Annotated in this window: 23 protein-coding genes; 9 read left to right on the forward strand and 14 right to left on the reverse strand. The window is 44.5% G+C overall.

Annotated elements, in window-relative coordinates; all coding sequences use genetic code 11:
* The 7 genes from TW84_RS06535 to TW84_RS06565 form a co-directional block, all read right to left on the reverse strand.
* Positions 1–1,178, reverse strand: a 1,178-nt coding sequence (locus TW84_RS06535; protein WP_045974850.1) for an Ig-like domain-containing protein, incomplete at its 3' end; no start/stop codon positions are given.
* A gap of 416 nt (positions 1,179–1,594) precedes the next feature.
* Positions 1,595–1,855, reverse strand: a complete 261-nt coding sequence (locus TW84_RS06540; RefSeq protein WP_045974851.1) for a DUF5062 family protein — start codon at positions 1,853–1,855, stop codon at positions 1,595–1,597.
* A 176-nt stretch (positions 1,856–2,031) separates the two neighbouring features.
* Positions 2,032–3,852 (reverse strand): ABC transporter transmembrane domain-containing protein, encoded by a 1,821-nt coding sequence (locus TW84_RS06545; RefSeq protein ID WP_045974852.1) that lies wholly within the window; start codon positions 3,850–3,852, stop codon positions 2,032–2,034.
* A 143-nt stretch (positions 3,853–3,995) separates the two neighbouring features.
* Entirely contained in the window at positions 3,996–6,056 is a 2,061-nt protein-coding gene (locus TW84_RS06550; RefSeq protein ID WP_240478144.1) for a cache domain-containing protein, read from the reverse strand.
* 92 nt (positions 6,057–6,148) lie between these two features.
* The gene (locus tag TW84_RS06555) at positions 6,149–6,439 is read right to left on the reverse strand and encodes a hypothetical protein (protein ID WP_045974853.1); all 291 of its coding nucleotides are present in this window, start codon (positions 6,437–6,439) and stop codon (positions 6,149–6,151) included.
* 78 nt (positions 6,440–6,517) lie between these two features.
* Complete coding sequence (locus TW84_RS06560) at positions 6,518–7,561, reverse strand: hypothetical protein (RefSeq protein WP_045974854.1); 1,044 nt, start codon at positions 7,559–7,561, stop codon at positions 6,518–6,520.
* A 52-nt stretch (positions 7,562–7,613) separates the two neighbouring features.
* Positions 7,614–8,663: a hypothetical protein gene (locus TW84_RS06565; protein ID WP_045974855.1), complete on the reverse strand. Its 1,050-nt coding sequence runs from the start codon at positions 8,661–8,663 to the stop codon at positions 7,614–7,616.
* A gap of 407 nt (positions 8,664–9,070) precedes the next feature.
* Between TW84_RS06565 and TW84_RS06570 the strand changes: the two genes are divergently transcribed.
* From TW84_RS06570 to TW84_RS06585, 4 genes are all read left to right on the forward strand, one after another.
* Positions 9,071–9,892, forward strand: coding sequence for a helix-turn-helix transcriptional regulator (locus tag TW84_RS06570; RefSeq protein WP_045974856.1), 822 nt, complete (start codon positions 9,071–9,073; stop codon positions 9,890–9,892).
* Positions 9,893–9,963: 71 nt separating this feature from the next.
* Positions 9,964–10,554 carry a GNAT family N-acetyltransferase gene (locus TW84_RS06575; protein ID WP_045974857.1) on the forward strand — a complete coding sequence of 197 codons (591 nt, stop codon included), beginning with the start codon at positions 9,964–9,966 and terminating at the stop codon, positions 10,552–10,554.
* A gap of 330 nt (positions 10,555–10,884) precedes the next feature.
* Positions 10,885–12,633, forward strand: coding sequence for an ABC-F family ATP-binding cassette domain-containing protein (locus TW84_RS06580; RefSeq protein WP_045974858.1), 1,749 nt, complete (start codon positions 10,885–10,887; stop codon positions 12,631–12,633).
* A 144-nt stretch (positions 12,634–12,777) separates the two neighbouring features.
* Entirely contained in the window at positions 12,778–13,785 is a 1,008-nt protein-coding gene (locus TW84_RS06585) for a Gfo/Idh/MocA family protein (protein WP_045974859.1), read from the forward strand.
* A 41-nt stretch (positions 13,786–13,826) separates the two neighbouring features.
* Here TW84_RS06585 and TW84_RS06590 read toward each other — a convergent pair whose 3' ends face one another.
* On the reverse strand, positions 13,827–14,435 hold the full coding sequence (locus tag TW84_RS06590) for a LysE family translocator (RefSeq protein ID WP_045974860.1): 609 nt from the start codon (positions 14,433–14,435) through the stop codon (positions 13,827–13,829).
* 161 nt (positions 14,436–14,596) lie between these two features.
* Here TW84_RS06590 and TW84_RS06595 point away from each other — a divergent pair, with 161 nt between their 5' ends.
* Positions 14,597–15,154, forward strand: coding sequence for a helix-turn-helix domain-containing protein (locus tag TW84_RS06595; RefSeq protein ID WP_205622470.1), 558 nt, complete (start codon positions 14,597–14,599; stop codon positions 15,152–15,154).
* 49 nt (positions 15,155–15,203) lie between these two features.
* Here the strand turns inward: TW84_RS06595 and TW84_RS06600 are convergent, their stop codons facing one another.
* Positions 15,204–15,797 carry a cysteine dioxygenase gene (locus TW84_RS06600; RefSeq protein WP_084720195.1) on the reverse strand — a complete coding sequence of 198 codons (594 nt, stop codon included), beginning with the start codon at positions 15,795–15,797 and terminating at the stop codon, positions 15,204–15,206.
* 268 nt (positions 15,798–16,065) lie between these two features.
* Between TW84_RS06600 and TW84_RS06605 the strand changes: the two genes are divergently transcribed.
* Positions 16,066–16,779, forward strand: coding sequence for an SDR family NAD(P)-dependent oxidoreductase (locus tag TW84_RS06605; protein WP_045974862.1), 714 nt, complete (start codon positions 16,066–16,068; stop codon positions 16,777–16,779).
* A gap of 59 nt (positions 16,780–16,838) precedes the next feature.
* Here TW84_RS06605 and TW84_RS06610 read toward each other — a convergent pair whose 3' ends face one another.
* Complete coding sequence (locus tag TW84_RS06610; protein WP_045974863.1) at positions 16,839–18,551, reverse strand: S8 family peptidase; 1,713 nt, start codon at positions 18,549–18,551, stop codon at positions 16,839–16,841.
* Between the two features lie 460 nt (positions 18,552–19,011).
* Here TW84_RS06610 and TW84_RS06615 point away from each other — a divergent pair, with 460 nt between their 5' ends.
* Together TW84_RS06615 and TW84_RS06620 are read left to right on the forward strand one after the other, a co-directional pair.
* A complete protein-coding gene (locus TW84_RS06615) occupies positions 19,012–19,581 on the forward strand; it encodes a hypothetical protein (protein WP_045974864.1) in 570 nt (189 codons plus the stop codon).
* Between the two features lie 188 nt (positions 19,582–19,769).
* Positions 19,770–20,246: a PaaI family thioesterase gene (locus TW84_RS06620; RefSeq protein ID WP_045974865.1), complete on the forward strand. Its 477-nt coding sequence runs from the start codon at positions 19,770–19,772 to the stop codon at positions 20,244–20,246.
* A gap of 74 nt (positions 20,247–20,320) precedes the next feature.
* Here TW84_RS06620 and ompW read toward each other — a convergent pair whose 3' ends face one another.
* From ompW to TW84_RS06640, 4 genes are all read right to left on the reverse strand, one after another.
* Complete coding sequence (gene ompW, locus TW84_RS06625; RefSeq protein WP_045974866.1) at positions 20,321–20,968, reverse strand: outer membrane protein OmpW; 648 nt, start codon at positions 20,966–20,968, stop codon at positions 20,321–20,323.
* A 257-nt stretch (positions 20,969–21,225) separates the two neighbouring features.
* A complete protein-coding gene (locus tag TW84_RS06630) occupies positions 21,226–22,479 on the reverse strand; it encodes a peptidoglycan DD-metalloendopeptidase family protein (RefSeq protein ID WP_045974867.1) in 1,254 nt (417 codons plus the stop codon).
* A gap of 217 nt (positions 22,480–22,696) precedes the next feature.
* Positions 22,697–22,996 (reverse strand): isoamylase early set domain-containing protein, encoded by a 300-nt coding sequence (locus tag TW84_RS06635; RefSeq protein ID WP_045974868.1) that lies wholly within the window; start codon positions 22,994–22,996, stop codon positions 22,697–22,699.
* Between the two features lie 100 nt (positions 22,997–23,096).
* On the reverse strand, positions 23,097–23,714 hold the full coding sequence (locus TW84_RS06640) for a hypothetical protein (RefSeq protein WP_045974869.1): 618 nt from the start codon (positions 23,712–23,714) through the stop codon (positions 23,097–23,099).
* Between the two features lie 69 nt (positions 23,715–23,783).
* On the opposite strand from TW84_RS06640, the gene TW84_RS06645 reads away from it, so the two are divergent.
* Entirely contained in the window at positions 23,784–24,191 is a 408-nt protein-coding gene (locus tag TW84_RS06645) for a GFA family protein (protein ID WP_045974870.1), read from the forward strand.
* The last annotated feature ends 119 nt before the right edge of the window (positions 24,192–24,310 follow it).

Genomic DNA, 24,310 nt, shown 5'->3' on the forward strand with positions numbered 1-24,310 from the left:
ACTCCAGTTACTTTTCCTCCAGGCACGACCGTCGCTGTGCTGGGTTCGATGGTGCTCCAAGTGACGTAATCACTGATATCCGAAGAGGTGTTATCACTGTAGATGGCTGTGGCCGTTAGTGCTTGGTGTTGTCCTTTAGCGACCGCCACCATTGGTGGCGTGACGCTGATACTGATAAGCTCGGCTTCACTGACCACCACACCGACGGGTAAGCTTGTAATGCCATCTTTTGTCGCTGTGAGAGTAGTGGTGCCGATATCGTCACCAGACAACACGCCATTAGAGGTGATGGTGGCTGTATTGGTATCGGCAGGGCGCCAAATGACGGAATCAGTGATAATCGATGAGGTGCCATCACTGTAAATGGCGTTGGCGGTGAGCGTTTGGTGTTGCCCTTTTGCGATACCAACAACAGCGGGCGTGACGTTGATAGCGGTGATCTCGGCATCAGAAACCTCGACATCTACTAATTGGCTGGTTATGCCTTCTTTTACTGCAGTGACGGTGGTAGAGCCGACATCAACACCGTTGAGTAAACCGTGTTCGGTTTGTGATGTAATGGTGGCTGTAGAGGGATCGTCCGACACCCAAGTGACCGAGTCACTGATGTTCATCGACAGGCCGTTGCTGTATGTCGCGGTGGCGGTGAGCGGTTGGTGATGCCCTTTGGCAACACTCACCACTGAGGGGGTGATGGTGATACCGGTAATGGTGGCATCGGTCACCGTCACTTGCAATGAGTTACTGGTGAGGTTACCTTTGCTAAACGAGACCGTTACTAACCCTGGCGCTTTCCCTTTCAATACCCCCGATTGAATAAATTCGCCTAATTTTGTGTCACTGGATTGCCAATCAGAGAGACTTAATGCCTCGGTCAACACTTTAGATTCACCATTCGAGTATTCGCCCACGGCGAGAAAAGACTGCTCGCTGCCCGTGATCAGCGTGAGCTCGCTCTTCCCCTTGGTTTTAAGTGGGTATGCGGTGAGGGTCAGCCGCTCTAGTTGTGCGGTCGCATCTTGGTTCGGTGTGTTGGGTCTAGTAGAACTTGAAGAAGGAGGGCTTGAGGAAGAGGCACTGCCTCCTTCGTCTGAACCGCCACAGCCAAGAAGGAGTAGCACTACTATGGTCAAGACCATGAGGAGCAACAAATCTTTAACGTTAAATTGCTTGTCCATTTGATAGTTTTCCCTGTGTTGAATTAAATAGATTCAAAACGAAACGCAGGGAGGATTTGATTAATTAATGGATAATTTATGAAAAACTTTTGATAATATGTTTTATCAATCGATATATATGCGTTACTAAATTAATTGCACACAGATTTATTATCGACAGATTACATACAATTGCTAAACAATGACCAACACTGAACTCATTGGTTTTGATCGCCTTCTACGTGCTTATAGATCAGGAATGAATACTATTAGCCCTAAACTCCTGCTTAAATCAAGGGGCCGATTTTATGATGTTAAGCTTTCGAGTATTTTATAAAAATTCAAAGAAAAAAATAAACAAAGGCAACATAACGGTTGCCTTTGTTTATTCTCTGCCAACGCTAAACACTTTAGATGCGTTAGCCACTCACACGCATTTATTTTAACGGGTCATCATCAGGCAATGCACTATGAATCCAAAGCGCAAGTCTGTGCTTGATATTGGCACCATCAAGTTTACTTTCAGGTAATGGCGTGATCTGTTTTGCATCAACCAAAAACAGATATACGGCTTTCACTCTGACTGGTTGCGGTGACTTCGGCAGATCAAAACCTTGCATCTTGGCCATTTTCTCACCGATCTCCAACGCTTTCTTGACCAGTTTGTCTTCATTGTGAAGCTTTGAGCTTTTTGACATCAATTACATCCTCTTTCCTGACTTCACCTAGAATACATCAAGCTTCGCATTCAGCGTGTTAGCGTACTCTCAGATCGAACAATAAAGAATGAGATGTACGCCTAATTTAACGCTGTACTCGCTGACGCAACTCAGTAAAGAACGCCCTTAATTTGTCATCGTCCGTGTTGATCAGACTATCGGTCAATTGGCTTAAACTGCAACTCAACCAAACGCTGGTATAGTTCACAACTCTGCATTAGCTCGCTGTGGTTACCCACATCCACCAGCTTACCCTGATCTAAAACGGCAATCTGATCGGCGTGTTTAATGGTCGACAAGCGATGAGCAATAATAAGTGTGGTTCGATCGCGCATAAGTGCTTCCAGCGCCTGTTGAACATGGTGTTCACTCTCGCTGTCTAGTGCACTGGTCGCTTCGTCCAGTAGCAAAATATTTGGGTCTTTAAGAATCGCCCGTGCGATGGCGATACGTTGACGTTGACCGCCTGACAATCGCACTCCCCGTTCACCAAGGAAGCTATCGTAACCCTGTGGTAGCTGCATAATGAAATCATGAGCGTGGGCTTTTTTCGCGGCGGCTATCACCTGCTCGTCTGTTGCGGCAGGGTTACCATAACGGATGTTGTGCAGCACGTTATTGCTGAACAAAGCAGGTTGTTGAGGCACCAGAGCCATTTGTTGTCGCAGTGCACTTGGCGCCATTTGACGAATGTCAGCGCCACCCAAAGTGACTTGCCCTGACTGAGGGTCATAAAAACGTTGCAGAAGCTCGAACAACGTAGTTTTGCCTGCGCCAGAGGGGCCAACCAAAGCCAATACTTTTCCCTCTTCAGCCTTGAGCGTTAAGCGCTCAATCGCCGCATGTTCGGGTCTGGATGGGTAATGAAAAGTCACATCATCAAACATGACTTCACTCGCGAGCTGCTCGGTCGATACCACCTTATCCGCTGGTGCAATAATATGGCTTTCAACCTGCAGGATTTCAATTAGTCTTTCGGTAGCCCCTGCCGCACGTTGTAGCTCTCCCATCACTTCAGAAATATTCGCTAGGGAAGAAGCCACCATAATGGCATAGAAGACAAACGCCCCCAGATCACCACCAGACATGGTGCCATTAATGACGTCGCTCCCCCCGACCCAGAGCATACCTGCTATTGCGCTGAAGACGATAACAATCACCCCAGAAATCAATATCGCTCGTTGCTTAACTCTTTGTCGTCCAATCTCAAATGCTCTTTCAACTTCCTTAGCAAATGCGGCTCTCTCCTGAGCTTCATAACTGTAACTCTGAACGGTTTTGATGTGCTCAATCGCTTCACCAGCATAGCTACCCACATCGGCCATCGAGTCCTGACTTTGACGGGACAAAGCTCTTACCCGTCGACCATAAAACAAAATAGGGACCAGGATAAAAGGGACAGAGATTAGAACGATCAGTGTCAGTTTGATGTTGGTGGCAAACAGCATGATCACTGCGCCAACGCACAACAAAGCGCTACGCATCGCCATTGAAAACGATGAACCAATAATGCTTTGCAGCAACGTGGTATCGGTTGTAATACGCGACATAATGTCGCCACTACCATTGGTTTCAAAATAACTAGGGTGCAGGTTAATGACATGGTTGAAGACCGCCAACCTGATATCAGCACTCACCCTCTCCCCTACCGAAGAAACGAGATAAAAGCGAAAGAATGTCCCGATTGAAATCATCACTGTCAACGCCACAATGAGTTGAATGGCGCTACTCAGCTCTTGTGTCGACTGCTGAGCAAAACCTTGATCGATCAACAGACGTACTCCTTGACCGACAGAGAGAGTTAATGACGCTGTGACAATCAACGCCATCAGAGCCGCAACGACCTTCCACCGATACGGCCTGATAAATGTCATCAACTCTAGAAGAATACTAAGATTGTTACTTTTCCTTTGAGAAGATAAAAGGCTCTGTTGGGTAGAATTGGGGTCGGTCTGATGCTGTTCAGCTCTTTGCATAAATACGCCTTGAATGAGTGGGCAGTTCAGGTCAAAAGCAAAGGCCTACTTTCACCATACTCTGCGCGAGAACTGTTGCTGAGATTACCACTGGGTATTGATATCATTCAATACCTTCCTCTATCTTGCTGCAATTACAATTTTCAATCACCTTTACCTTTCGATAACCGCTTTGGCAATCGGATCGTAAAACTCACACCTTGGCTGGAGGCAAACTCCAATGTTCCTTTGAGCTTCTGGGTCACCAAGTTAAACACCAAATTTAAGCCTATCCCCGTCCCGCCGCGTGCTCTTCTACTGGTATAGAAAGGCTCAAATATCTTTTTGTGTAGCTCTGGTTCCACACCGCAACCATTGTCTTCGAACCGAAACACTACCTCATCTTCTTCAAGCTGGACGTCGATAAGGATCTTTGGTTCAGCTTGCTGATCAAATGCATGGTGGACACTATTCAGGATCAGATGGGAAAATACCTGTGTTAACGCACCAGACAAACTGTGCATTGTCAGCCCAGGTTCCACAATCAGTCTTGGCTCGACCCCAGCTTTATGAGTCTCTGGATGTAGGCTTGCGAGCAACGCTTGAAGCACTTCATTAACCTCGAAGTCCGTGCAATCTTCAGATACCTGATTGACTGCCGTTTGCTTAAAGCTTTGGACTAATTTAGATGCCCGATTCAGGTTGTCCGTCAGCAATTCGATGGCTTGTGCCTGTTGAGTCACATAGTTATCAAACTGTTCACTGGTCAGAGACTGAGCCTCAAAAGCAGCTTTGAGCTTGGTATTCGATTCATGAATAAGTGACGAGGACGTGATCGCAATGCCCAATGGCGTATTGACTTCATGAGCAATCCCCGCAACTAATCCGCCCAGCGCCGACAGCTTTTCCGATTCGATCAGCTGTTCTTGGGTTCTCTTCAATTGTTCCATACTTTGTTCGAGCGCTAGGGTTCGCTGAGCGACTTTCTCTTCTAGTGTCTCATTGAGATTTTCCAGTTTATTCTGAGCTTTGACTCTCTCTTGTATCTCCCGGTAAAGCTCTTGATTGGATTTTTCCAGCTCAGCGAGAAAATGATTAAAGTAATTAGCCAATTGAGCTAGCTCATCATTCGATCCCGAATGATCTTCTACTCTCACGCTGTAGTTGCCATTTGAAGCCTTGCTTATCCATTGCATCACATTTTTCAGTGGTAACACGATAGATCGGCTGAGGAGTATGTTAGACGGGATAATCAGTAGGATGGAGAACACCAGCACAATCACATGAATGATCTTCAGATCGAACAGCGGCTGGTTGAGCTCTTGAACGTAAGTGGAGGACACGATATACCACTTATATTCAGGTAAATAGCGAAAAACAGCGATCTTCTCACGATGCTCCGGCTCTTGTGGGTTCTTCCACGTATATTTGATGGTGCCGTTTTGTTCTTTAAGCATTTGTTGAACAAACAACTGACCTCTGGAATCACGTATGTTGTAGAAGTTGCCATCGTAGTATGGGTGAACAATAGCGTCTCCTTGGTCGTTGAGCACGTAAGAATACCCAGTTTCATCAAAGTGGAGCTTAGATATCGACTCACTAAAATCCTCGATATCCACTAAACTGGCAAACTCTTGACGATAAGAAGATGACGTGATGATCCAATCCCACGGTTCAAAATAGACCATGTACAGCGCTTTTGGTCGCTCAACGAGCTCATCAGGGTTTTTCCACTGATATTCAAGATAACCTTGTCTGGCTGCTACTTGCTTCTGAATAAACTCGTACTTCATCAAGCTCATATCAATTAAGGGATCCTTTGGGTGGACCCGTATTATCCCTTCAGAGTCGACCACATAAGAATATCCAGTCGCACCAATTTTTTGCTCTAGGAGGAAAGTCGCAGCGCGTTGCTTCGCTTCTTGCTCAGACAGATTGCCTAACTGAAATTGGCGATACTGCTGCTCGACATATTGGAGGCTGAGCTCAGAAATACCTCGTAAGTAATTCCTAATGGTAATGTCGACCGTTGTCGCAATATTATCAGTGATGGACTCTGTTGCTGTGGTGAGTTCTTTCTCTACGCCTTTCTCTATTAGATCCCGCATCAATACATAATTTGCTAGATTGGCGATGTTGAGAACAAGCAGAAAAAGTAGCAGATAACCGAACATCAATCGGTTTCTGATAGAAAGCTGTCGGAAAAGAGTCTGGAGCAGGTTCATAACCATTCGCTATTGACGCATCGGTTAATAAAGCATAGACCTGAATCCAAAAGGTCGTGCACACAAGTCCATAACAAAAGACAAACACTAGGTCAGCGATGCTCTCCTGCAAAGATCCCGAAAGTGAGAATATTGAGTGTATCAGTGACACTTTCCAATGAACTGAGAATTTGCCTGGTCGGCTCATTATCTATCAGTACTTGTCCATCAATACCTTTACTTTTCGGTTCAGGGGGACTGTTGGTTGGTGTTACCGTGACCGCACGTGTGTCTTCAACAGCCGATTCTGGGGCCTTGTTGTCTGAAGGCATATTGGCTGTACTCGTGCAAGCTGTTGTGGTGCAACTGAGACTAAAGAGTAGGAAAAGCTGAGTACGAAACATCGCCACACCTAGAAAATAAAACACCGTTCAATTATATTGCAATACAGACTGTCAATCCAGTAGTCATTGCCACAAACATCAAAGCAATTGTTGCAGAAAGGCCATTTGTTGCCTTTCCTGCTCTGTCATTTGGTATTCTTCATCAGTTAAGGCAGCAGAATCAAAACGACCAATCGGGTAACTCTCTGCGTTACTCTGCCCATAAGCTGTTTTTTCTCCGGGGTATCCTGACATTCTCTCAATCACCACATCGCGTAACTCTAAATCCGTCGCCCCCTCTGGCAAGACTCGTTTGAACGCTTTTAATTCCAGTGTTTGCTCGCCCTCCGACAACCGTTGCTTTTTGACCAAAGAGGCAATGGCATTCCCGCCTTGTTGAAACAGGTTTGCACGCAGTCTGAATATACCCTCTTTGTCGATTTGCAGCGTCACCGGAACCGTCATATCAGGCCCCTGAGCGTAACCCTGAGACACTGAAACAACGCTCGCCACAGAATGATACAAACGAACATCAGCACTGATCACATCTTCCCCTTTCTCAAAATCAATGCGCGCTATCAATCTCAGCTCTTCTGGCCAATCAGCCCCGGGCGTGATTTGCCACTTCATATCATCCATTGGCAGTGTCGCTAAAGTTTGCTGGTTAGCAACAGAAACGACATCCAATGACGCACTAACTACTGCTTCCTGTGTTACAAGCGCGACCAATATCTGCTCAGGATAGAAATGCCGAAACTTTTCAACGCTCAACGAAGCCGTTGATTTACCGTCCAACACCGGAGTTTCAACCACTTCAAACGCATTCCAACTCAGATAGAGGCTGTTTTCACTGTTTATTGGCTGAGAGTAGGATGGGTATTGGAGGATCTGCTGGTGCTGAATTGCGATTTGCTTCAATTTCAGTGTGACCTCTTCAGACTCCAAAGGCGTTTTCAGCTCAACAGCACGGCTTGATGTTTCACGCTCAAAGTGCGTGGCAGGGACAGGAGAAATAGCGTTTGAAGGATGTTCACTACGCTTCGATTTTGCATATTCAGACGTCTCGACAGGGCTTGGCCAAAACATGACACTAAGCGTTGTCAAGGCTGCACAAAGGCTCAATATCCATAACTTTTTCTTCATTCCTTCCTCCAGAAAGCAAAGGGCTGGAAGCTCTGTCCAGCCCAATATCTGATCAGTTTAGACCAACGGCAATTTCAGACATGGTGTCTTTGTTGGAGCCTTGTACATACAGATATTTTTTACCCCACCAACCACGCTCTTGGTAGGTTGTGACACCGACTGACTGCCCATTGGCTAATGTCACGCCAGTGATGCTGGAAGTCACTTTACCTTTATGTTTAGCCCCTACAACATCACTATGACTGTAATCATCTCCCATGATTAAAGGGTAATGTTCAGGCATAAAGCTGGACACACCTTTACGTTGTGAGGCTATTTTGCCATTCATTGCTAAGCTCGTTGAGCAACTGTCATAACTGCCTGCTTCTGCGGCACCACATGCCGAATGCGCGGCAACAACCCCATCGTCATTACCTGGAAGGAAAACGGATGTCGTTTTGAAATAGTCAGTTCCGTTACCGATAAATCGAATACGAGGAATTCGATGTTCTGACAGACGAGCGATTTGCCGCGCATTAGAAACTCTCAGGTCATTGAGGACTCCAGAGTTGATTTGATTAGGCATTTCACCCAGCCACAATGAAATGGCATAGCGCATAGCACTATTCGCCAAGCCTCCCCCTTCAATGACGTTCATGACAATATCGCTAAGCTCAGAGCCACCACCAGCCCCCGCAAAATCATAGGTAGCGACAATGTTGAGCGGCGCTAACCCGGCATTTGTGAGCCAGTTTTCCTGATTATCCAGTAGATAGCGCGCAACGAGGTCTCCTGTAGAATGGGTGACAAAAATACAACCTGGCTGACAAGTACCGTTGCGTGAAAGTTCTTGAAGTTTAGGCCAAGCATATTCGCTGGAGATCTTACCTTCGACACGCTCATAAGCGGGCCAGTCGATTCGTGTATCCGCGTATTGAAGCCAGTATTCTTTCCAGTAATCTTCACCCTCTCGATCGACCTGCGCGGCGTCTGGTTTGGATTTCAACTGATCAGATTGCAAGCCGTGAATCAGTACCACTTTGTAGTTTCCTATGGCAGCATGTGTGAAACTAGAAAATGCAATTGCCACTGCAATGGAGGCAATTTTTGTCATTATATTCATGATGTTATTAACCTTTTCGTCCTGAAATTAGCGTTATTTTATTTGTCATCAGCGAGCAAAAATTCCAAACATCGAAACCACTTTTGCCCATAAAATAGAAATAGTCAGTGAATAAGCTTTATTCAACTCATCCGATGAGAGCCTTTGCACTAGGTTAAAAAAACAGCATATCAAGTTGCACAAAACGAGATCTAAGGCATATTTTTTAACAAGTTAGATATGAGTTCTATTGCTTATCGTTTAATTGTCACCTAAATGACATATTTTATTGATATGAGGATCAACCATGATTTCACGTAACCATCCGGAACAATTGACTTTTTATCCGTTGCAGACAAAAAGGTCACTTTGCGAAGATGCACCGTTATCACGTACACTGATGGAGAAACAACTCACTTGAATTTGCAATGATTACGTGGAAGCAACCACTACAAGAATTTGAATGGCTTATACACCAAGTTTGGTATCTCGAATTGGGCGTTGGTGAAATGCTAGAACAAAAACCTAAACTGATCCCTAACCCAAGACCTCACTTGTTGTTTACCCCTGATGAACAGCAGTATTGCTATGAGAATGATTTGCTTAAACTCGAAGGTCGAGGCAGTCATCTACTCTCGATTAGTCAGCAGCTGCTGACCTTGGAAGACAAAGCCCCATTGAAACGTATCGGTATCACATTTAGACCTGAAGGGCTCTACCTTCTTGATCCCTCTGGCAGCCTGAATACAAATCACTGTGACTGGCCCGATTGGCTGGCCACAATGTTTGGCCCCTCGTTACAAAACCAGTTGTGGAGTTCAAACGGTAAGTTAGACTTGCTTGATGTGCTCCATCATCACTTCCTCCAGCTCAACCTTGATAAGAGAAAAGACCGCGCTTTTTCTATCACACAGAAAGTCACCACAATGGTAGAAAGTCGCCTATCTGATTGGAACATCGATCAGATTGCAGACCAGTGTGCATGTTCTAGGCGCACGTTAGAAAGGCACTTTAAGCAAGTGACTGGGCTTAGCGTAAAGCAATATCTCATGATGATGAAACTGGAAGAGATAGTGCTGTCTATCTATGCTCAGGATACCGAGCCCGACTGGGCTGAATTTGCACAAGCATTTGGTTTTAGTGATCAATCCCATTTAATTCGCCAGCTCAAAAATCAGCTCAATCGGACACCAGCTAAGTATCTCAAAAACCGAGACCTGACTATCGACATCTACGGAGATTTCCAATAGCACTTGTCGCAAATATCCAATTTTCGGTACAGATCCTGATCTACCATGCTGAGCAAATGGAGAGGTACACAATGACATACACAGCATTACAAAGTGGGCACTCATTCCCTTTAAGTGACACGCTAAGCATCCAACTAATTCAACGTGACGACCTAAACGATATAATCGCTATGCTCAACGACCATAAGGTGAATGCCTATTTGTTCTTCGCACCTGCTGCGGACAGCATGTATCAGGCGTTTTTTGAGCCCATTATTGAAAACACGGAGCAAGCGGCTGAAAAAGGAAGTTGGCCAGACAGCCCAACATTTGTCATTCGAGACCAACAAGGCCACTACATGGGCATGTGCGGGTTGTCTAAAGTCATGTTTCTCGAAGGTAACTATGAAGTTGGGTATCAACTTCCCGTCCACGCATGGGGCAAAGGGATCGCTACTCGCGCCTGTCGCTTGCTCACCGATATTGCATTCACCGAGTTAGGTAGCCACAAAGTCAGTGCAGACTGCTATGGCGCTAACATAGGTTCATACAAAACGATGGAGAAGTGCGGTTTTTCATTTGAAGGCCGTCAAGTTGACTACTACAAGGTTGAGTCAGGATTCGACGACAAGGTGTATTACGGTATCACCGCTAATCAATACTTCAAAGTGTTGAGCACATAAACATCTTCAAGATGGGTCACAAATATTGCCAACTGTGCAACGTTTCTAAATAGTGAAGCTAGACCAACAGCAGGGCATTACCTTACACTCTCGTCACTGGGCCCATCAATCAAAATAAGGAGGACCCCCCATGACTAAGTGTGAATTGCATTTCGCACGCTTCTTCAGCGAACGTGCAAGCTCAAGTTTTACTGGTATCGTGCTGCGATAACCTTTGCTTGAGCGAAGATTAATACATACAGACTAGAGTCTCTTCTCTCTGGCTTACAGGGTTATCGTCAGCAATGTTTGACGAAAGGCATCTCCATGCCTGTAATTCTTGAGTAAGTTATGAGCACTTTACTATCTGCACAATCTATTTCTTATCAAACGACTTCAGCTCCTTTGCTTGAAGACATTTCTTTCACTGTAAAAAAAGGCGACCGAATCGGCTTAGTCGGTCACAACGGTTGCGGTAAAAGTACCCTTCTGAATCTGCTTCATGGTGGAATTCAAGCAAATGCCGGAACCATTACAACAGCAAGCCATTGCCAATTAGAATGCGTGGAGCAACACCTTCCACAATCTTTGCTGCGCCAGTCAATGATGGATGCTGTACTTGATCGTTTACCTGACAGTGAACGACTCAGTCAACGTTGGCGAGCTGAACTCATTCTTTCAGAAATGGGGTTCGATTCATCACAATGGTCATATGCCGCTTCTGGCTTAAGTGGCGGTCAGCATACGCGCTTGCTGTTAGCTAGAGCATTGATCGTGGAACCCGACCTACTCTTACTGGATGAACCAAGTAATCACCTTGATCTGACAACACTACTTTGGTTAGAACAGTTCTTGCTGCACTGGAATGGGAGTTTCGTACTCGTATCACACGACCGAAGGTTGCTGGACAACACCACCAATTGCACCTGGATACTGCGTGACAATAGCCTGCACTTCTTTCAACTGCCCTGCTCCCAAGCTTTGGAAATGCTTGAGGCACGTGATGACGCTGACATGCAACGTCATCAAGCGGAGCAAAAAGAAATCGACCGTATTGAGAAAAGTGCGAAACGCCTCGCTGTTTGGGGACATGTTTACGACAATGAAGACTTATCGCGAAAAGCCAAGAACATGGAAAAACGCGTTGAGAAGCTAAAAGGCGACCAGACGATACTCACGTCTGGGACACCATGGAAGTTGGAGTTAAAAGGCGAACGTTTAAAAGCGGACCGCTTACTGCAAATATCCGATCTGGATGTTTCGCCATCGTCCAAAGCTCCATGCTTATTCAATATCGTGGCTAACCAATTGAAAAGTGGCGATCGGGTAGCCATTGTTGGCAAAAATGGAGGGGGGAAATCAACCTTGTTGAAAACGCTATGGCAAAGCTACCATCAGGATGATGCGGTACAACATAGTATTGTGTTTCATCCTAGGGCCAACGTTGGTTTTTACGATCAAAGCCTTAAGCAACTCGACGATAACAAAACCCTATTGGATGCTCTGGCGAGCTTCACTTCTGTACCAGAAGAAAAGCGTAAGATGGCGTTGATCAGCGCTGGATTCCCGTACCTTAGACACAATCAGAAAGTTCATCAACTGAGTGGTGGTGAACGATCTCGCTTGTTGCTTATCGGGTTAACTCTAGCAAACTACCACCTTCTCTTGCTCGATGAGCCAACCAATCATTTGGATCTCAAAGGCAAAGAAGAACTGGCAGAAACGTTGGCCAATTTTTCAGGTGGATTATTGCTTGTCACTCATGACAGAGAATTGATTGAAGCAAGCTGCAATCGCTTTTGGTATATCAAGGGGAATTCTCTGGAGGAATGGTTAGACCCGCAACAGCTGTACCAAGCAATGAGTTCAGAGTCATCTCTTGCCTCAAATGAAACAGCAATCGAAGAAACTCAAGTAGCGACTCCTTTCCCTCTGACGGACGGGCTCGCTGATGAAGAGCAGTTAATTGAAAAACTCTATGACCTCGAAACAAAACTGGAGGAAGATGTGTCGAGAAAAACCAAGCACCAAAAGCCTAAGCTTCAGGCTTTGTGGCGCAAAGAGATTGCTCTCATTAATCAACAACTGGGAATTGAATAGCTCTCAGCTTGATAGTGACTTTCTTTAAGCAAAAGTCGCCTACTCAAGGCGGCTTTCTTGTTTAGTTCAACGACTTCTATTTGACGTAAACCCGCACTCATCGCTAGTATCAGCCTCATTAATACTAGAATGATAAAAATTGATATGACAGGACAAAAAGTACGCTGGGGTATTGCCGGCCTAGGGAAAATTGCCCATCGCTTTACCGCCGATCTCACTCAGCACGTCAATAACGCGACTCTCTACGCCGTCGCAGCCAGAGATGAACAGCGCGCGAATGCTTTTGCCCAGCACTATCAGGCTGCCCACGCTTACTCTTCTTACCAAGCCATGGCAGAAGACCCAAATGTTGATGCCGTATATATTGCGACTATCCATCCATTTCACAAAAGCATGGTTGATCTGTTCTTGAAACACCGCAAGCACGTTCTGGTTGAAAAGCCAGCGTTCACTAACACCCAAGACTGGGACGACATGAAGACACTGGCAGATAGACAAGGCCTATTGCTCATGGAAGCAATGAAGTCAGTCACTTTCCCTGCTTATCGAGCATTACGAGATTTCATTCAAAACAATAGCATTGAGATAGAATCAGTCGAAGCGGCGTTCGGCAACTGGCATGAGTTTGATATTCAACAGCAAATATTTAACCCTAACCTATGCGGCGGTGCGACTTTAGATGTCGGTGTTTATGCGCTCTGGCTGTACGCGGATCTTTGCCAACTCAAACAGAGTGAGATCCAACCGCCATCAGTGACCTATCAAAAACACAATACTGAATCCAAGGTCGATGAAACCGTGGAGTTTACGTTTAATCACGGTATCAAGGGCAAGATTGGCGCTTCAATCAGCCAAGACCTAAAACGTGTTGCGACAATACGTGGTCCCGAAGTTGAAATTGTTATCCAAGATAAGTGGTGGAATCCAACCGTCATTGATATCACATACAAAGATGAACATACCCAGATCTCACACATACCTGCAGGCGGTGGATTTGAGTTTGAAGCTGCTCACTTATCCCAGCTGATCATTGATGGTAAATCGAGCTCGGACTTCGTTCCTCATCAAACCAGTCGTCAGGTGATTGCTCTCATGGAGCGAAGCCTGAAAGACAATGGGTTCTCGCACTTGCTTCACGCCTCTCATCAATAACACTAATCATAGCGCCGAACTTTTCGCTTGGCGCTTTTCATTCATAGTTGCCTAGCGATCTCTCCAACAACAGGCAAGACAGAGACGACTAGCAGCAGCGCCATCAGCCTATTGAAGGCTTTCAAATAGGCTGGTTTGTCTATGTATCGGCGTAACGAAGAACCAAACACCAACCACACGCCAACACAAGGAAACGAGGCAATAAAAAACATTGAAGCGATGGTGAGGTTTTGAGTCATATACCCTTCGCCTATTGTCGTAAATGCGGATATCGCACCAATTGCCACAACCCAAGCTTTGGCATTGACCCACTGAAACAGAGCTCCATTTAGAAAACCAAGCGGTCGATTTCGGCCTTTCTCAGCACTCACACTGTCAGCTATGGCGATCTGCAATGCGAGATACAAGAGGTAAAGTGTTCCCATGACTTTGACCGCCAGAGAGAGCTGTGGGAACAAAGCAAAAAGTTCACCAAAGCCCAACCCTACCAATAGCAACATCAAAGTAAATCCAACACAAATACCGGTTAACAGCGGCAGGCTGCGTTTAACTCCAAAATTAAGTCCAGATGTCATCACCATGATGTTGTTTGGCCCCGGTGTCACCGAAGATGAAACGGCAAACAAAGCGACGGAGAGTAGGTATTCCATAATAAAAGCCTCGACGTTTAGTGGTTACTGTCACCGATTGCAACCGAAGTTAAACATTATAATGAACGATAGAATTTTATAATGAACACCATAAAAACGTTTGTCAAATCATGTCATCGTTTTTTATAATGAACGGAAACACACTGACTAGAGAGAGCATTGTGGATCAAAGTAAACCGCCAATCGAACAAATCGCTGCCACTCTGAATGCTGAAAGGTTGAATGCTGGCTTAAGTATCGCCGAGGTCGCAAGACGCGCTAACATCGCAAAATCGACGCTCTCGCAACTCGAAAATGGCGTTGGAAATCCGAGTATTGAGACGCTCTGGTCCATCTGCGTCGTGCTTGATATTCCTTTTTCTCGTCTAATTGAAACACCAGCACCTACGACCAAAGTTATTCGCTATGGTAAAGGAGTGAGCGTATTTTCAGAGCAAAAGGATTACCAAGCCATATTACTGGCTGCCAGTCCAGCAAATGTTTGTCGAGACATCTACTGGATTGACGTTAAACCTGGCCAACCGTTTTTGTCCAAACCACATAACCCTGGAGTTGTTGAGCATGTCGTGATCGTTAAGGGTCGTGCAAGGCTCGGATTGCAAACCGATCCTTATGAACTTGGCGAAGGGGATTACATTTCGTACCCCGGAGACTTACCACATATGTTTGAAGCCCTCGAAGAAGAGACTCGAGCGATGCTGATTTCTGAATACCGCTGATGGCAGAAAGACGAGCAACATGGCTCGCCTTTCTGCTATCAGCCTGACATCAAATTTCATAGAACCAAGAATCTTGCTGCAAGTCCAACAACTCTGGCTCGCCTCCTTCCAACTGATACAAATGGAATTGTTGTAACGGTGGAGAATAGACATGCAGTGTGACTAGAGGTTCATCATCGGCCTGTAAATTAGAAATTTGGTGAATATCGTTGTCTTTGCTAACAGTGACACTACCTTGTTGGTAATGGGAGGATTGGGATGCATAAATATGACCATTCGCTGCCGTTGCAAACAAAGTCTCGGTCGCTTCACCATGCAGGACTCGTACGCCACAGGCGGTATTTAAATGATCATGAATTTTGCTTCTCTGGCCATTTAGCCAACTCAATATAAGCACTTCACAGTGGTCGTTTTTGAACAATCTCCTGCGACAATAGTTGTCTTGATCAAAACTGGATAACGCCTTTATCTCAGTATCATCCAATGCCACCTTTTCAAGTATGAATCTGATCGTTGCAAGCGACAATGGTTTATTAGACAACTTAATTTGCTCTATAAACCCCTGGAAATTAAGTCGATAGTCACTATCAAGTAATGCCGATAGTGCTGGTGCTTGCTCTTGAGTTATCGCAGAGTGTCGCAAATTGTCCTCCTCACACATCCTGTTATGTTTTGGCAAATACACCTAGTTATCTTTAGATGTTGCATGAATAGACAATGAGCTGCATAAAAAGTGTCACATAGAAATGTCATTCAGAGAAGGTCATCACCATTTTACAAGTAATTAACAAACGGAAAAATTACCTCACAACCTTGAATGCTGTAAACATCTGCTACGACCTCTGAGACATCGCTTACGCCACAATGAGAATCGCTGTAGAGTATGCATAAACTCAAAAGGACAACATTCAATGACCAAAACGGCTTTAATCACAGGTGCTAGTCGGGGGATTGGCAAAGCGCTATCTCACTACTTTGCTAACCAAGGCTACAACTTAGTGCTGATTGCCAAGCAAGAAGCCAACCTCAACCGTTTGTTTGATGATTTGAAGGACCAGTATCCTCATCTCAGCATAAAAACTCACCATCTAGATTTTGCACAACCCGAAATCGCTGTGAATTCTTTTGAGGGGATTCTCAATCAGCTAGAAACAATTGATGTTTTAGTAAACAGCGCAGGAGTGCTGAAAGCAGGCCATATAGATCTGACATTTGAACAGTTATCTGAGTTAATCAACGTCAACGTACTTTCCACTATCGCAGTGTGCAATGCCGTGGTAGCAAGAATGAAACATCAGGGGTTTGGAGAAATTTACAATCTAGGATCGACTGCTGGGCTATCTCCGGTACCAAAAATTGCGGCTTACTCAGCCACTAAGTCAGCATTGGTAAGCTATAGCCAGTCCCTCTATCAGGAACTACTACCGCACAATGTTCAAGTGTGTTGCTTATGTCCAAGCGTTGTCGATACCGATATGACCAATGATGGGCGAATCGAAAACGAACTAAAAATACAACCTCAAGACTTAGCAAAAGCGATAGATTTTGCCCGTAGCCTATCTACAGGAGCAGCAATGTCTATATTACCTATTCGCTGTAAAGTCATCGACTTGGAAAATAGTTGATCCGTAATGAAGCAATAAAAAAGGGCTACCACTGTAGCCCTTAGCATCTTCACATTAAGTTATTTGCGACTTTCTAACTCTTCAAAAATCGCTTCCGCATCAACAACACCGCCAGAGATTGACAGTGTGCTGAACGGTACAAGCTCTTCAGGAGTAGAAGGCTTCTTAACCAATAGTTCTGGGTAAGTGCGCGCCTTACTCTTCAGCAGCTCTTTAAGCTCAACAGCAGACAGGTCTGGATAGTGTGACCATACCATGGCAGCGACACCAGAAACGACTGGCGCTGCCATACTTGTACCGCTGTACGCAGCGTAGTTGTTGTCTGGAGTTGAAGACAGAACACGGTAACCTGGGGCAAAGACATCAACCGTCTCTTGACCAAAGTTACTGAAGCTCGCAACCAATGAATCATCCGCATATTTCGCCGATGCACCGATGTCCATCCATGTTGAGATTGGCTTAGACCAAGAGTGCTTAGCAAAACGGTTCGGGAAACTAGGCTTAATATCGTTGTCGTTACGACTGTTACCTGCAGAGTGTACAATCAGTACACCTTTACGCGCTGCGTAACGGAATGCGTGGTCTACGATGTACTTACGTGGCGAGTAGCTCTTACCAAAACTCATGTTGATGATCTTGGCACCATTGTCGACAGCGTAGCGAACCGCGTTAGCAATATCTTTATCTCTTTCGTCACCATTTGGTACCATACGAACTGCCATGATTTGCGCATGATCAGCAAGGCCATCGATACCAATGCCATTGCGACGTTCAGCAGCAATAATACCAGCTACGTGAGTACCATGAGCGCCAACAGGGCCTTTAACATCATTGTTGCCATACCCTTTCTCCCAAGGGTTATTGATGTTATCCATCACGATGTCACGACGTGTATCAAGCTCTAGGTTGTAGTGATAATCTAGAGACTCTTGATAACGACTTCTGCGTGACTCTAGGTAATCAAAAGAATACCAAGATTCAAATACGCCAAGTAACCCTTTAGCGGCTTCAACGACTTCAGTATTTGAGTGGTCAAGCAAGACTTGTAGACCGTCTACCGTAAAGTCTTTGTGATCGGTTAATTGGGTGATCTTATCTTTGTACTGATTCGCTTGCTCAGTTGCTTCCGTCACTTGATTAAGAGAAGTCTGGTTGTACTCAACTGATTCTAGATAGTCCGCTTCCACGCCCTTGTAGTATTCGCGTTTTTTGCGCGGAATCCAGTGATTACCCTCTTTTAACTTAAGGTATTTTTTGTACTCACGAGTCACTTCTAGCGTGTCTTGATCAACATTGACACCTAAAGAGTTACCAAGGAAGTTCCAACCGTGAACGTCATCGATGTAGCCGTTACCATCATCATCGATACCATTACCTGGAATTTCGTCTTCATTGGTCCAAAGTTTGTTTTTAAGATCTTCGTGGTCAATATCAACACCAGAATCAAGAACCGCAACAATAACAGGTTGTGGCTTTAATGGTGGAAGCAATGACTCATAAACATAGTCGGCACCCACACCTTGAAGGCTGGAATAATTTGCTGAAGCATTGAACCAGTCTCCACGATCGGCTGATGGGTTGCTCATCATACGCATTGAGAACAAGGCGAAAGGTTGTACTGGCTTAGGCGAGTAATCTTCAACAATGTTGCCTTTCACATCTTTGATGAAAGGTGAGTTTGTTGGAACTGTTTCAGCACTAACGCTGACTGAAACCGACGCTGAAGCCATCATAGCGACAGCAAGTGCGGAAAGCTTATATCCGTTTATCATTCTGTTACATCCTATTTAATTATACGCTTACAAAGCGTTCAAAAGATAAAATGCAACTCAATCAAGATCATTCACAAAATCAATTAAATGAGTTTAAGATCTCACTAAGCGAGATATTTATCGCTCAAAATTTGAGATAAATTCTATTAATAATATTAACATTTATATAACGCACGATATCTATTTAATTATCCTTTTAATTCATAACCTTAATAGATAAATTCATTTAAAAACATCAGTTCAAAAATTGTCTAAATTTAATATCAAAATAGTCAATAAAAATTAATATTCGATGCTGACTCATACTGTTGAATCGTTAAAAAACCAATGTAAATAAAGGGTATTTTAATGTAGATAATGAAATTTTTTAACACTAATGAGATTGCCTATCTATGACATGTGGTAATCGAACCAAGATTCAATTATTTTGGCTATTTGTCATCACCAATAGGTAAGAGATATGCCTCATAGACAGCCTGTACCAAACCTCAATTTATCCAACCTACCACTTCAGCAAGCTCTAGTCGATTCGGTCGTTGACGCTTTTATCGACGACGAAGACGTGCTTGCTGCAGTATTGTTGGGCTCCTTGGCCGCTGAGACAGGCGACAGGGTTTCTGATGCCGATGTTGTTGTCTTCACGACCAACGGTTTCCATCGGAGATCTGAACGAGCTTACCAAGCCTTTGAAAATAACAAAGACATTTTTTATTGTCTCGATGGCTTCCACAATGACCGTGCTTTTTTTAAAAAATATATCTTCAATGATATGACCAGCGCTGAAATTCATTGCCTCGATCTTGAAGAGCCTTTCATGCTCTCAAAACCTTTCAAGGTATTATTTGATAAATCAGATATCGTCACCTCCCGCCTTACTGAGGCGCCGGCACCCAAGCATAAAGACTTCCCGGCTTATACTAGCGGCGATCAAGGGCTTATTTGGGAGTTATTCGATTGCATCAAATGGTTGAGTCGTGATGACACTACCTTAGCAAAAGATTACATTAAGAAGCTGGCTAACAAGCTTTAAGTGATTTTAGGTATGGTAACGCTTTGAACCATGGCCTGATGACGTCATCAGGATTGATACCGCAGGTAAAAGCATTGAGCAAGCCTTCACAGAATTGCTAGATAAGCTTGAAGTCTGGTCATCTCCTGCTTAACTAGACTGTGTATAACTCTTTGAAATCTAAAAACACTAACGTCTCAGGAGCAGGTATGGAGCAGAATAACGCCTTTCAGGAACAGATCCCCAATAACCATTGTTTTGGCTGTGGAGCCGAAAATGCGATGGGGCTACAAATCAAAAGCTACTGGAATGGAGACAATGAATCTGTCTGTACTTTTACTCCTTCTGCTCATCACAGTGCTGGGCCTTTGCATTTCCTCAATGGTGGGATCATCTCAACCATCATTGATTGCCACTGTGTCTGCACCGCCATAGCGAAAGGCTATGAAATGCAAGGCAGAGAAATAGGAGCAGGAGAGATGATTTGGTTTGCAACCGGAAGTTTGGATGTCAAATTCCTCAGACCGGTTCCCATAGACGATGACGTTCAACTTATCGCTTCTATAATTGACGCGAAAGACAACAAAATAGAGCTCCAATGCGAACTGTTTTCTGGTAACACACTTTGCTGTCAAAGCCGGGTTGTAGCCGTCAAAGTCCCCAATGAGTGGTTTGAAGGCAGATAAACACGACTAAAAAGCCAGTGACTCGCGTCACCGGCTTTACTTAATCCATCCGACTTATTATGTCGAACCAGTCATTAGAACTTGTAACCGCCACCAATCATAAATACCCATGGGTCGATTTGTACGTCTGTTGAGTACTCAGTAGAGCCAGCTTTGTAAGTCGCTGTTGTATCGATGTCGGCATACCAAACAGAAGCGTTCAGGAACCAGTCTTCGTTAAGCATGTAGTCCACACCAAGGTTTGCAGCTAGGCCCCAAGAGTCATCTAACGAAAGATCGCTCAAACCCGCACCAGTCCCCGTACTATTTAGCTCTTCATCAAAGAAAACCGTGTAGTTGATACCTGCTCCAACATACGGACGAATGTCACTGCTCGCGTCACCGAAGTAATACTGAACCATAAAGGTTGGTGGCAGATGTTTTGTCTCAGCAATGTCACCCAAGTTACCAAAGTTAGTTGAAATTTTGTGTGAGAATGGGGTCGCTGCAAGGACTTCTAGGCTGATGTTGTCAGTCAACATATAACCAAAAGTCAGGCCAAGCTGAGTGTTAGAGTCTACACCAAACTCAGAACCTGCATTGTTTAGTACATCACCACTGCTGTCATTTGGCGCTACGGTTGCGATACCTGCGCGGACAATAAAATCACCTTCTTGGTGAGCTAGAACATTACCGGAAACAAGGGCAGCTACGACTGCCAAACCACATACTGTTTTTTTCATTGTTGATTTCCTTACGTAGGGCTTTCTTTTAATTAATGATTGAGGGAATCTTATTTATTGTGGCCTGCAAGTTATCACACAAAGACCCTACTCTTTTGATGGAAATCAATTTGTGAATTTTATTGATTAGCGATTTACATTTGTTTCGACTTGATCACCTTTTCAATGCAATATGATGACATTTATGTAATGCAGCCTTTGTGTGTATCACAGACAAAAAAAGCTCCCGAAGGAGCTTTTTTTAGATATGTTTGCAGTTAGCCTGTGGTTTCGGGCTCACCTTGTTTAGCAAGTTGAATTTCTTGCTGTCGCAACATCGCATCAAGTTCATCTCGACGTACCTTAAATGCGGTCATTTCACTTTTTGGAACAGAACTCGCCATTGGTATGTTAGCCGTCATGGCATTAACAGGCCTGCCACGGTCAATCAATTCATAGTGAATATGAGGGCCAGTCACTCGACCCGTTGCACCGGACAAACCAATTCTTTCACCACGTGATACTTTCTGCCCTTTTCGAACGAGGATTTTACTCAAGTGCAGATAACGCGTTTTGTAGCGGCTACCGTGCTGAATCACAACATAGTTACCCGCATAGGGGTGTTTACGCGTCATCACAACGACACCATCTCCCGTTGATACAATCGGCGTTCCTGTTGGAGCAGCCCAGTCAGTACCATTGTGCGGTGCTATTCGTCCAGTGACTGGATGTTTCCGTGTCGGGTTAAAGTTAGAGCTCAGCCTGTAGTTCGCATTAATGGGCTTACGTTGGAATGCGCGTTGCAGGCTATTTCCATTTTTGTCGTAATACTGACCATCAGAGTGCAGGTAAGCCGTAACTTCTTTACCACGGTTATAGATTTTCACTGCTTGAAGCTCTTTATTGCCCGTCTGTTGTTCGCCAACGTATTGTTTCGACAAAACCACTTCAAACACATCACCAGCACGAAGATCACGAGCAAAATTCAGCTTATCTTTGAGTAGCGACACAATCTGCTCGTTCTCACTACTTCCCAGCCCCAAACGGTGCAGAGATTGAGAGAAGCTGCCTGCAATTTCTCCCACCAGCGCCTGTTCTTTCCATGTGCCGGGGATCTTCACATCCTCAAACGTATAACTACCATCATCGTGGCGCTTATACACGGCGCGTTCGACGATGCTGAACTCTAGCTCCATTTTCGCTAAGTTCTTCGTTTCAGTATCTCGCCAAAACCTGAGAGTGTTTCCCGGCTTTAAAGTATCCAGCGCAAGATAGTTAAGATCCGTTTCCATAATCTTCATCAGTTCGCTGTAACCAAAGCCCAGCTTACTGAAAATGGAACTTAGATTGTCGCCTTTCTGAATTACGTACTCGTAATTTGGCATGTCATGAACCGCTTGAATGTCAGTAAACAAGTCATTCACAATGCTGGATTCAGGCAGCGAAAGATCAATAGTGCGCTGATAATGGTTGCTTTTGTTTGTTGCAGATAAAGCCAATGCAGCAACAACAGGAAGGCTCAAAAGCATCATTTTTCTCGACTTGGAGAGTTCTCGAAAGCGAGACGCCAATCTTTTGGATTGCACAATTTGACCTTATTGCTTGATTTTAAGAAAGGCCTGATGTTACGAATTTATGCCTAGCTTGTCACCTATGGAATGTCATGTTTGGATCAAAAAAGGCGCAAACGCGCCTGTATCAGTATGACTTATGAATGATAGTAATCACCCACTTTCACATGCATTCAGATTACTGATAAGTTGAAATCAATCCGTTATCTGAACCAAAACCATTAGGCTGATATTGATCTGCATTGGGGTCATTAATCCACTTCTCATTATCCACTAAGTAGCGAAATTCGAATTGGCGGTCTTTCGGTAAACGTGTTTTGAATTTATATGATTTTGATTTAGCGCCTTTTTTCATCTGTGTTGGCTGCCAGTCCAAAAAATCGGCTACGATAGCGACAGACTGTCCGACCTGCTCTTCTGAAAGTTCGAACGTCACTTCTACTTCATCTTTGGTTTTAAAGAATCGCTTATTGATCATGTTTAACTCCATTAACGACAAAAACAAATCCATCTCATCACTTGTGAGGCTAAAGAATAAGCAATCTGTACCCTATGCACAATACCGTATTGAACACCGATTACTCGACACGTTCTAGGCTATCTTGCCCATTCAACTTGAAAAGTATAGTCGTTGAAATGACAGGCTCATGTGACATTGATTGATCAGCATCACGTTGTTTAACTCTTACACTTATATTGTGCTGCTGTTTTTCTAGCAAATCTACGATGATTCGGTCCCCTAGAAATTGAGCTTCTTTTGAAATCATGCGTTTTCTAAACTCATCATAGTGAAACGTTACCAAATAGTTGAACACGCCAGAGCCTTGGTTTGAGACGGTCATAATTGAGGCATAAATAGTGGGGGTAATCTGAAGCAACTTACTGGTATCAACAGTAACGACACCACGTTCTTCACCGTCTTCATACGTGCCACTTGCTAGCCCTGTCGTTGGGTTTAGCTCTTCCATAAACGTATAAGCTTGGCTTTCGGGTACTTTCACCGTCCAAGGATTCATAGTCGAAAGACCAAAAACAGACTTCATCACAGCATCACTGCTCGCCATTTGATTAGGAAACTTTGCCATGATCTCTTCATCAGAAAGGCTGAATCGGTAGAGGCCAGCGATCGTGACTACTATTAATAAGAAGATCGGAATCAAAAGAATCAGAGGAATAGGTAAAAGGCGCTTTTTCATCTTGTAGTATGTCTTATCAAATACATGAACACAGTGGCGTCATGTTAGCAGCAAGGACAAGGAGATAAAATGGAATACGAGCAGAAAATACGTATGGCAGATTGCAGTTGTGGGCAGGTCAATCTGGTTTGCCGAGGTGAGCCAGTGAGAACGTCAGTGTGTCACTGCTTTGAATGCCAAAAGCGAACGGGGAGCGTTTTCGGAGTTCAAGCTAGATTCAAGCAAGAGCAAGTTTCTTTCAGCGGAGATCTTGTCGAATACACTCGCATCAGTGATTCAGGTAATGAAGTCACCTATTCGTTTTGTCCTAGATGCAGTACGACAATGTCACTCAAACTCAGTGCAGCCCGAAATTTTATTGTTATACCTGTTGGTATTTTTCAAGAGCAAGATTTTCATACCCCAAGCTTCTCTGTTTACGAAGAAAGGCAACACGGCTGGGTGAAATTTGACTGCCAGATGGAACATCATCACTAACTGAATGAAGTGTTGAACGACAAACCTTGTTTTGATTTAGGCTTGACTGTGAATGTGAAGAAGGATGGATTTTTATATCTACTGACGAACTGACTACTGAATAACCGTAGGGACGCCCT

Source organism: Vibrio neptunius, assembly GCF_000967495.1.
Classification (GTDB): domain Bacteria; phylum Pseudomonadota; class Gammaproteobacteria; order Enterobacterales; family Vibrionaceae; genus Vibrio; species Vibrio neptunius.

Coding starts and splice junctions, on each gene's coding strand:
- TW84_RS06605 (WP_045974862.1), top strand. CDS start 16,066: ATGACCAAAACGGCTTTAATCACAGGTGCTAGTCGGGGGATTGGCAAA.
- TW84_RS06620 (WP_045974865.1), top strand. CDS start 19,770: ATGGAGCAGAATAACGCCTTTCAGGAACAGATCCCCAATAACCATTGT.
- TW84_RS06615 (WP_045974864.1), top strand. CDS start 19,012: ATGCCTCATAGACAGCCTGTACCAAACCTCAATTTATCCAACCTACCA.
- TW84_RS06545 (WP_045974852.1), bottom strand. CDS start 3,852: ATGCAAAGAGCTGAACAGCATCAGACCGACCCCAATTCTACCCAACAG.
- ompW (WP_045974866.1), bottom strand. CDS start 20,968: ATGAAAAAAACAGTATGTGGTTTGGCAGTCGTAGCTGCCCTTGTTTCC.
- TW84_RS06550 (WP_240478144.1), bottom strand. CDS start 6,056: ATGAACCTGCTCCAGACTCTTTTCCGACAGCTTTCTATCAGAAACCGA.
- TW84_RS06610 (WP_045974863.1), bottom strand. CDS start 18,551: ATGATAAACGGATATAAGCTTTCCGCACTTGCTGTCGCTATGATGGCT.
- TW84_RS06645 (WP_045974870.1), top strand. CDS start 23,784: ATGGAATACGAGCAGAAAATACGTATGGCAGATTGCAGTTGTGGGCAG.
- TW84_RS06630 (WP_045974867.1), bottom strand. CDS start 22,479: ATGATGCTTTTGAGCCTTCCTGTTGTTGCTGCATTGGCTTTATCTGCA.
- TW84_RS06590 (WP_045974860.1), bottom strand. CDS start 14,435: ATGGAATACCTACTCTCCGTCGCTTTGTTTGCCGTTTCATCTTCGGTG.
- TW84_RS06635 (WP_045974868.1), bottom strand. CDS start 22,996: ATGATCAATAAGCGATTCTTTAAAACCAAAGATGAAGTAGAAGTGACG.
- TW84_RS06565 (WP_045974855.1), bottom strand. CDS start 8,663: ATGAATATAATGACAAAAATTGCCTCCATTGCAGTGGCAATTGCATTT.
- TW84_RS06560 (WP_045974854.1), bottom strand. CDS start 7,561: ATGAAGAAAAAGTTATGGATATTGAGCCTTTGTGCAGCCTTGACAACG.
- TW84_RS06570 (WP_045974856.1), top strand. CDS start 9,071: ATGATTACGTGGAAGCAACCACTACAAGAATTTGAATGGCTTATACAC.
- TW84_RS06575 (WP_045974857.1), top strand. CDS start 9,964: ATGACATACACAGCATTACAAAGTGGGCACTCATTCCCTTTAAGTGAC.
- TW84_RS06585 (WP_045974859.1), top strand. CDS start 12,778: ATGACAGGACAAAAAGTACGCTGGGGTATTGCCGGCCTAGGGAAAATT.
- TW84_RS06640 (WP_045974869.1), bottom strand. CDS start 23,714: ATGAAAAAGCGCCTTTTACCTATTCCTCTGATTCTTTTGATTCCGATC.
- TW84_RS06540 (WP_045974851.1), bottom strand. CDS start 1,855: ATGTCAAAAAGCTCAAAGCTTCACAATGAAGACAAACTGGTCAAGAAA.
- TW84_RS06580 (WP_045974858.1), top strand. CDS start 10,885: ATGAGCACTTTACTATCTGCACAATCTATTTCTTATCAAACGACTTCA.
- TW84_RS06555 (WP_045974853.1), bottom strand. CDS start 6,439: ATGTTTCGTACTCAGCTTTTCCTACTCTTTAGTCTCAGTTGCACCACA.